This is a genomic window from Acidovorax sp. LjRoot204, from assembly GCF_056175785.1.
Genome location: NZ_JBGFFF010000037.1, coordinates 24,994 through 33,477, shown reverse-complemented (window position 1 = coordinate 33,477; position 8,484 = coordinate 24,994). Strand labels below are relative to the sequence as shown.

Genomic DNA, 8,484 nt, shown 5'->3' with positions numbered 1-8,484 from the left:
GAGAGCGTGCTGGGCAATCTGGTGGCGGACGCCCAGCTGCTGGCTACACGAGCACCTGCGGATGGTGGTGCGCAGCTGTCCTTCATGAACCCGGGCGGCCTGCGCGCTGACCTGGTGCCGGATGAGCAAGGGCTGGTGCGTTACGGCCAGCTGTATGCGGTGCAGCCTTTTGGCAACCAGCTGGTGATCAAGACCTTCACGGGTGCGCAGATCCGCGCGGTGCTGGAGCAGCAGTTCGCCAGCGGGGGCAACACGGTGCAGCGGCCCCGGGTGTTGTCGGTGTCCAGCGGGTTCAGTTACCGCTACGACCTGAGCCAGCCCGCCGGGGCGCGCATTAGCCACATGGTGCTGAATGGTGCGCCGGTGACAGACATGCAGTCCGTGCGTGTGGTGATGAGCAGCTTTCTGGACAGCGGTGGTGACAACTTCACGGTGCTGACGCAAGGCCAGGACCGGCGCGTGGGTGAGCTGGACCTAGATGCGCTGGAGGCGTACTTCCGGCTGCAGAGCCCGGTGGCACCACCCGCTACCCACCGCATCACCCGCGTTGCGCCTGCCGCGCGCTGAGGAGCACCAAAGGCGTTGGGTGCACGCTGCCTTGGGGGAGTCCGCCGCTTAGTCGTCTGTGCGGCGCAGCGCACCCAGCCATTGCAGCGGGTTGAAGCCGGTGACCAGCCCGGTCGCCACCAGCACCAGCGCGCCGCCCCAGAGCATGCCCGGCCCCAGTGCCTCGCCCAGAAAGATATGGCCCCAGGCCACGCCGAACAGCGGGATCATGAAGGCGGAACTCATGGCGGCCACGGGCGAGACATGTTTGAGGACCCGCAGGTTGAGCCAGTAGGCGAGCCCCGAGGTCACGATGCCCATCACGGCCACGGCAGCCAGCGCCTCGGGAGTGAAACGTGCGGTGGGCAATGTCCAGGCCGCCCCGGGCAGCAGCAGCACCAGGGCAGCGGCGTGGATGCCGGCCGCGATCGACAGCGGTGACATGCGGGTGGTCGCCCGCTTCATCCAGGTGAGAGACAGGCCGTAGCACGCCGCAGCGGTCACGCACGCGCCTGCCGCAAGCAGTACCGCCGAGGTGGGCGCCACAGGCCCCAGCTTCACGATCAGCGCGACCCCTGCAAAGCCGCAGAGGCAGCCCGCCCATTTGCGCGTGCTCAGCGTGTCTTCCTTCATCCAGGCGGCGGCGATCACGCCAAACGGCACGGCCATGGTGTTGAGCAGAGAGCTGTAGCCCGCAGGCAGGTGCAGGGCCGCCCAGGCGTACAGCAGAAAAGGCACTGCCACCGTCAGCACACCCAGCCCCAGCAGCTCCCGCCAGTGGCGCCAGGGCCAGGGCTCACCCACCCAGCGCATGATGCCGATCAGCGTGAGAGTGGCCAGCCCAATGCGCAGCGCGGCCATCACATTCGGACCCAGTACCGGGCTGGCGATGCGGATGAACAAAAAGGAAGCGCCCCACAGGGCAGACAGCAGCACCAGCTGCAGGAAATGGCGGGTTTTCACCGCGCGCATTGTCAGGCACCTGCGCAGTGCTTGCCGGAGTGTGGGATGGCAGTTTTGATGCAAAAACTGCTTGAAGCGCTAGTCCATCATGCTGCGATAGCTATCAAATTAGTAGCAATTGCACAGTAGCTTGCGCGACATGCGCAGGGGCCATGGCAGAACTTGGGAGTGCGCAATGTATGCCAACGGTGCCGCGCTCTGCATTGGCCAGACGAGGTAGCAGGGGCGGGGGCTGCAAAGGGGCGGTCATCCGCGTGACGGCCACCCTGGGGGGCGTGGCTACTTGCGCACCTCATCCACCATGGCGCGAAAGTCGTCGATGTCTTCAAAGCTGCGGTACACGCTGGCAAAGCGGATGTAAGCCACCTTGTCGAGCTTCTTGAGCTCGCGCATCACCAGCTCGCCAATGCGGCTGGAGATCACTTCGCGCTGGCCCAGGTTGAGCAGCTTTTCTTCGATGCGCTCGATGGCGCTGTCGATCTGGTCGGTGCTGACCGGGCGCTTGCGCAACGCCAGGTTGAAAGAGCCCAGCAGCTTGCTGCGGTCGTATTCAATGCGCCGGCCGTCTTTTTTGACGATGGCCGGGAAGTTCACTTCCGGCCGCTCGTAGGTGGTGAAGCGCTTGTCGCACGCGCCGCACTGGCGGCGGCGGCGGATGAAGACCCCATCCTCAGACACCCGCGTTTCAACAACTTGCGTTTCGAGGTGGCTGCAGAAGGGGCACTTCATGGGCGCTGAGGACCGGCTTGTTGCTTAACGGTAGACCGGGAAACGAGCGGTCAGGGCGTTGACCTTGGCACGCACGGCAGCGATGTTGGCTTCGTCGCGGGGGTTGTCCAGCACATCGGCAATCAGGTTGGCCGTGATGCGGGCTTCTTCTTCCTTGAAGCCACGCGTGGTCATGGCGGGGGTGCCAATGCGCACGCCGCTGGTCACCATCGGCTTTTCAGGATCGTTGGGGATCGCGTTCTTGTTGATGGTCATGTGGGCGGCGCCCAGCACGGCCTCGGCTTCCTTGCCGGTAATGCCCTTGGCGCGCAGGTCCACCAGCATCACGTGGCTTTGCGTGCCGCCGGACACGATGCGCAGGCCGCGTGCGGTCAGCGTCTCAGCCACGACCTTGGCGTTCTTGGCCACTTGCTCCTGGTAGGCCTTGAACTCGGGCTGCAGCGCTTCCTTGAAGGCTACGGCCTTGGCAGCAATCACGTGCATCAGCGGGCCGCCTTGCAGGCCGGGGAAGATGGCGCTATTGATGGCCTTCTCGTGCTGTGCCTTCATCAGGATGATGCCGCCACGGGGGCCGCGCAGGCTCTTGTGCGTAGTGGATGTGACCACGTCGGCGTGGGGCACGGGGTTGGGGTACACACCGGCGGCAATCAGGCCGGCGTAGTGGGCCATATCCACCATGAAGATCGCGCCCACGTCCTTGGCCACCTTGGCAAAACGTGCGAAGTCAATGTGCAGGCTGTAGGCCGAGGCACCGGCGATGATCAGCTTGGGCTTGGTCTCGTGCGCCTTTTTCTCCATCGCTTCGTAGTCGATGGCTTCGTTGGCATCCAGGCCATAGGACACCACGTTGAACCACTTGCCCGACATGTTCAGCGGCATGCCATGTGTAAGGTGGCCGCCTTCGGCCAGGCTCATGCCCATGATGGTGTCGCCGGGCTTCAAGAAGGCCAGGAACACGGCCTCGTTGGCCGATGCGCCGCAGTGGGGCTGCACGTTGGCGGCTTCTGCGCCGAACAGCTGCTTGACCCGGTCGATGGCCAGTTGCTCGGCCACGTCCACATGCTCGCAGCCACCGTAGTAGCGCTTGCCTGGGTAGCCTTCTGCGTATTTGTTGGTCAGCTGGGTGCCCTGGGCCCACATCACGGCGGGGGAGGCGTAGTTCTCGCTGGCGATCAGCTCGATGTGGTGCTCTTGGCGCGCGTTCTCCGCCTGGATGGCAGCAAACAGCTCGGGGTCGGTTTGTTCGACAAGAATTTTGCGGTCGTACATGATTGGCAGTCCTATGAACTTGTGTCCCTTGAAACAAGGGCTGCCCAGGCGAACGGCTGAACGCATGGGGCAGGGCCCCTGCGGCACGCTTCCCAGTGGTTCACAAGAAGTAGGTTCTTGCTGGTTTCCACGTCAGCGGCAACATCCAGTGGCAGGATGTTGCGCCTATCGCCAGTCGCGTACCCCGTTAGTGTAGCCGACACGGCGCCAGTGCCGCACCGTCCGAACCGCTGGGCGCCAGGGTTGTTGCCTGGGTGCCGGGAGCCTGCAGGGTTACAGGCTAGGTGTCAGCAAAGCCACCTTGTCGCTGACTGCTGCAGGGGCTGTGGTGCGGGGTACCGCTGCGGGGATGCTCTGCACAGGAGCCTGGGTAGACAAGGAGGGCGGAGGATTGAAAGGCACTGCGCGACCGCCGGCCACCTGGCGCAGGCGTAAATGTTCCGCCATCACCTTGGCGGCATAGCCTCCGTCGTCGGCCATGTTGCCTGCACCCACATAAAAGCGCAGGCCGCCTTCGAGCGAGCCAGCGCGAGCGATGCATTCCTGCAGCACCTTCACACCGACCCGCAGGTTGCTCACCGGGTCAAAGGCTGCAAAGTGACCGCCGAAGTTCTGGTACTTGTCAGTGTGCACGCGGGTCATCACCTGCATGAGCCCCTGTGCGCCCACGGCGCTTTCGGCAAATGGGTTGAAGCTCGACTCAATGGCCATGATGGCCAGGATCAGGGTGGGATCGATCTTTGCGCGGGTGCCAATCTCGTAGGCCTCGGCCACCAGAGCGCTCAGGGGCTCAGGCGCCACGCGGTACTTTTTGCTGAGCCAGAAGGCCACGGCTGCCTGCTCTTTGGGCAGATCCTTGGGGTTCACCGCCGTAGCGCGCTCGCTGGCTTCCGGTTCGATGGGCATGCCCAGCATTTCAACCTGACGGGCTTGCAGCCAGTTCATCAATTGCTCTTCACCAGCCTGGCGCAGATCGGGCCGTGCAGTGAGGGCAATGACGACAAAGGCAACGGCCAAGCCGATAAGGGCGAAGCTGTTGTGGGTGATTTCAAGAAAACCTTCGGTCACGTCGGCCGCGAAGGTTCGCACGCCGGAGACTATTTTTCCTGACGCTGTCATAGCTCTTCCTTTCTGAGGCGGGCCAGTGGAGCGGAGCAGTCGCAGTGGACTGTGCTTTGCTGGCAGATCGCCTGGATTGGTACGCCATCAAGTCCGGGCTGCACGTCTGTGGAGTGCTTGGCGCCCTGGGTTGACTTAGCCGGGTTCGGCAGCGATTGGGGTTTGTACTAGCCCTGTTTTTGGGGCTGGCGGATTCTAGAAGCTCACTAAATGCATAGTCAATACTAACAAAACTATTTTTAAGACATAAAAATTATGAAAAACATGTGAAAAATCACAGTTTTTGTGGGTTGAGGGGCTGTTCAGCGCTGTGGGTGGCCCGGTGGCGGCTGACATCTCCATGTCAAATTCAATCGGGCTTTTCTCCGCCATTGAGAATCCGATTTGAGTTGGCCGAGTGAGTTTGATAAGGTGGAGGCGCCTGTAGATTTCAGGCATCGCCAGACGAAGCGAAGTCTCCCTCCGAGGGCATTCAGTGCCAAGGTGCAGCAGATGCCGCTTCCATGGCAACCCCTGGAGGCAATACCTTGCCTCCTCGCCATGCGGACCTTTCTCTCCGCATCGCGACCGATGGCAAAGACCGTTGTGTCAGCCGTCAAGCCCGGCGGGCAGGCCCTTCAGGCACTGCTCGTCGGGCTTTCTTATTGGTGCTTCGCCTTGTGGGTGGGCGGCGCTGTCTTATATATAGATAATGGGGGCTGTTCCCTAGAGCGGCGACCCTTCGCCCGGAGTGTCGCGCGGCGTTCTCGCAGAGGTCCATCAGCGGGGCGGCCTGCCTCGCAGAGCCTTGTGCCAGATCACCTGGCTGGTGTGGACGATACTCCCCGCCACGGCTTGTTGGCCCAATCCGGTGAAAATAGCCCTTTTGTTGCCCTGGCGTGCGCATGGTGCGGTCGCTCGGGCACTGCCCCAGGCCCTGCGCCAGGGATGCCTTCGTAATCCATTGGATCCATGTTTCCATTTTTTTCCCGCAGCAAAATGTCCGACGCACCTGAAGTGAATCCGGCCCCGGCCAAAACCCACGAGCCGCACCCGCTCGATGCGCTGACCGGCGGCGCTTTTTCTGCCGCTACGTCGGGTGAGCGCGCTTCCCGCATCCGTGACTGGCTGGCCACGCAGCCAGCGCCTGAGCAGCTGCAGGAGGTGTTCAAGGAGTTGAGCGGACGTGACAAGGGCGCAGCCCGCGCCGTGCGCGAACGGCTGGACGAAATCCGCCGTGCCAAGGGGCAAGAGGCTATTGCGGCCGAATGGGCGGACAAGGCCCAGGCACTGCTGGCGGCCCCCAAGCTCAATATTGCAGATGCCCTGGCCTGGCAGCGGGATGCCGCCAAGGCGGGTGCGCCTCTGTCGCGCGAGCCGCTGTCGCTGCTCAAGGTGCAGCTGGCGGACCGTGTGAAGGTCATTGAAGACCTGCAGCACCGCGTGCAGGTGCAGCGCGAGGCCGCTGTGCTGCTGGCGCAGCGCATTGAAGTGCTCTCCACCAAACCCTGGCGTGATGCCCATGCTGCGCTGGAGCTGCTGCGCGCCGATGTCGCGCGCTGGCAGGAGCAGGCCCAGGAGCTTACGGGTGATGCGAGCTGGGCGAGCGTCGAAGCGCGGTTCCCCCCTTTGCTGGATGCCTCTCGCACCCAGTTGCTGGTGGTGTGGGAGGCTTTTCAGCCTGCAGTCGCCCAGGCGGCTGCAGCGGCAGAAGATGTCTCCGCGCCCCTGCCTCCCGTGCCGGTGTGGGCGGACGAATTGCGCGCTGCCCGTGGCCTACCCACGGAGGCCGCCGCCGCTGCGGCTGCTTCAGCAGCGGCCGGCAAGCCAGCCCGCGTCGCCAAACCCAAGGTGGCGCCAGAGGTGATCGAAAAGGCGCACCAACTGGTGCGCGATGCGCTGGCGACGCTCGAAAAAGAAACCGCTGAAGGCCATGGCAAGGCCAGCGCTGGCGCAGCGGCTGCGCTGCGCGCCGTGCTCAAGGTGCATGGCAAACACATTGACAATGCCCTGGAGCAGCAGGTGCACACGGCGCTGGTGGCTGCCGGTGAGCTGGAAGGCTGGCAACGCTGGAGTGCCGACCAGGTGCGTGAAGACCTGGTGGCCAAGGCCGAAGCGCTGCTCAACCGCCCCGAGGGCCAGGCCCTGGGTGGCCGCAAGATGCAGGAGACCCTGCGCAATCTGCGAGACCAGTGGAAGCAGGCAGACCAGGGTGGTGCGCCTAACCACGCCCTGTGGAAGAAATTTGATGAAGCCTGCAACGCGGCGCACAAGGTGGTCGAGGCCTGGCTGGACAAGATCCGCGCTGAAGCGGCCGAGCACAAGGCTCAGCGCCTGGCGCTGATCGAGGAGGTCAAGGCCTGGGCGCAAGAACACGCTGCATCGGGCGACTGGAAGGCCATCAACCGCTCGCTGTATCAGTTCGGCGACCGCTGGCGCGAAGGCGGGCATGTGGGCGAGAAGATTTTTGCAGAGCTGCAGCCCCTGTGGAAACAGGCCATTGCCCTGGCCGCTGCCCCCCTGGAGGCTGCACAGAAGGAAAGTCTGGCGCGTCGCCACGCGATGATCGACGAGGCCACAGCCTTGGGCGCGGCACCCGCTTTGCGCATCGATGCCGTCAAGGCGTTACAACAGCGCTGGCAGGCTGAGGCACAGACCGTGCCGCTGGACCGCAAGCATGAGCAAAAGCTGTGGGACGCGTTCCGCAAGCCCATTGATGAAGCGTTCAACCGCAAGTCGGCGGATCGTGACCGTGCTGTCACCGAACTGAGTGCGCGAGACCGCGTCGTTCTGGACGCCTCCAAGGCCCTGGAGGCTGCCAACGCCACGGGTGATGCGCAGCAGATCCGTGCTGCGATGCAGGCGCTGGAGGCTGCATTGCGCGGCCAGGCCCAGGCGGCTGAAGCGGTCGCCACGGCCAACAAGGATGCCCAGTCGCATGCTGAAGCGCAGGCAAATGCTGCTCCTGCTGCTCCAGCTGCTACTGAAATTGGAGCGGAGGCCTCTGCCGAGGCTGCGGAAGGTGGTGACACCGCTGCAGCCGCGCCCGCGCCAGCACCCGCAGCCCCCAAGCCTGCTGCACGACCTGTTGTGGCGGTGCGTGGGGATGACCGCCCTGGCATGAAGAAAGACGCTCCGGTGGCCCCCGGCCGTGGTGCGCGACCGGGTGACCGCCGCGATGGTCGTCCTGGCGACCGTGACGGTGCCCGCGGCCCACGCAGTGATGGCCGCATGGGCGATCGCGCTGACCGGGGAGGCCGTTTTGGTGATCGTCCAGCCTTCGAGGACCGTGGCCCTCGCTTGGGGGACACGGCATTCCGTGCTCAGCGCGAGGCGATGGAGCACGCACAGCTGGCTCTGAAGAAGTTGGCCGCACAGGCCCACGGCGAAGCCTTGACCCAGCTGTTGACCGCATGGGAAAAGCGCGATGCAGCGCTGGTCCCCGGCACGCAAGATCTGGGTTCGGGTGTGACGGCATCGGTGCGCAGTGCCTGGACACAGGCATTGTCGGCTGCGCCCAAGGGCGATGCGGCAGAAGCGCTGCTGCGCCTCGAAATGGCGGCCGAGGCCCCAACGCCTGCCGAGCACATTGCTGCGCGGCGCATGTTGCAACTGCAGTTGCTGACGCGCCGCAACGACCCTGCGCCCACCCAGACCTGGGGTCAGGATGTGGCGCGCGTGCTGGCGAGCAATAGCGATGCGGCGAACGCACGCCGTTTGCAGAACGTGCTCAAGACGCTGCTGCGCAAGTAGTTGAAGGGCTGGGGCGCGCGCCGCGGCGCGTGTACCCTCAGGGCAGCAGACAGAACGAAAAACGAGACCGCTGGCGGTCTCGTTTTTTTCTTTGCTTTGATGGTTTGAAAACAAAAAAGCCGTTGC

6 protein-coding genes and 1 riboswitch are annotated in these 8,484 nt (G+C 64.1%); of the genes, 2 read left to right on the top strand and 4 right to left on the bottom strand.

All coding sequences use genetic code 11. From position 1 onward, the window contains the following. Positions 1-567 (top strand): 5'-nucleotidase C-terminal domain-containing protein (locus AC04MI_RS09420; protein WP_476497680.1); only part of this gene is annotated, 567 nt, incomplete at its 5' end. Positions 568-615: 48 nt separating this feature from the next. On the opposite strand, the gene AC04MI_RS09415 is transcribed toward AC04MI_RS09420, so the two are convergent. The 4 genes from AC04MI_RS09415 to AC04MI_RS09400 form a co-directional block, all read right to left on the bottom strand. After that, positions 616-1,518 carry a DMT family transporter gene (locus tag AC04MI_RS09415; protein ID WP_436078500.1) on the bottom strand — a complete coding sequence of 301 codons (903 nt, stop codon included), beginning with the start codon at positions 1,516-1,518 and terminating at the stop codon, positions 616-618. Between the two features lie 270 nt (positions 1,519-1,788). Further along, positions 1,789-2,238 carry a transcriptional regulator NrdR gene (nrdR, locus tag AC04MI_RS09410; RefSeq protein WP_015013541.1) on the bottom strand — a complete coding sequence of 150 codons (450 nt, stop codon included), beginning with the start codon at positions 2,236-2,238 and terminating at the stop codon, positions 1,789-1,791. A 24-nt stretch (positions 2,239-2,262) separates the two neighbouring features. Continuing rightward, positions 2,263-3,507 (bottom strand): serine hydroxymethyltransferase, encoded by a 1,245-nt coding sequence (gene glyA, locus AC04MI_RS09405; protein ID WP_056067170.1) that lies wholly within the window; start codon positions 3,505-3,507, stop codon positions 2,263-2,265. Between the two features lie 35 nt (positions 3,508-3,542). After that, positions 3,543-3,696, bottom strand: a riboswitch (ZMP/ZTP riboswitch). Between the two features lie 84 nt (positions 3,697-3,780). Next, entirely contained in the window at positions 3,781-4,626 is an 846-nt protein-coding gene (locus AC04MI_RS09400) for a lytic transglycosylase domain-containing protein (RefSeq protein WP_436078501.1), read from the bottom strand. Between the two features lie 951 nt (positions 4,627-5,577). Here AC04MI_RS09400 and AC04MI_RS09395 point away from each other — a divergent pair. Beyond that, positions 5,578-8,358, top strand: a complete 2,781-nt coding sequence (locus AC04MI_RS09395; RefSeq protein WP_476497678.1) for a DUF349 domain-containing protein — start codon at positions 5,578-5,580, stop codon at positions 8,356-8,358. The last annotated feature ends 126 nt before the right edge of the window (positions 8,359-8,484 follow it).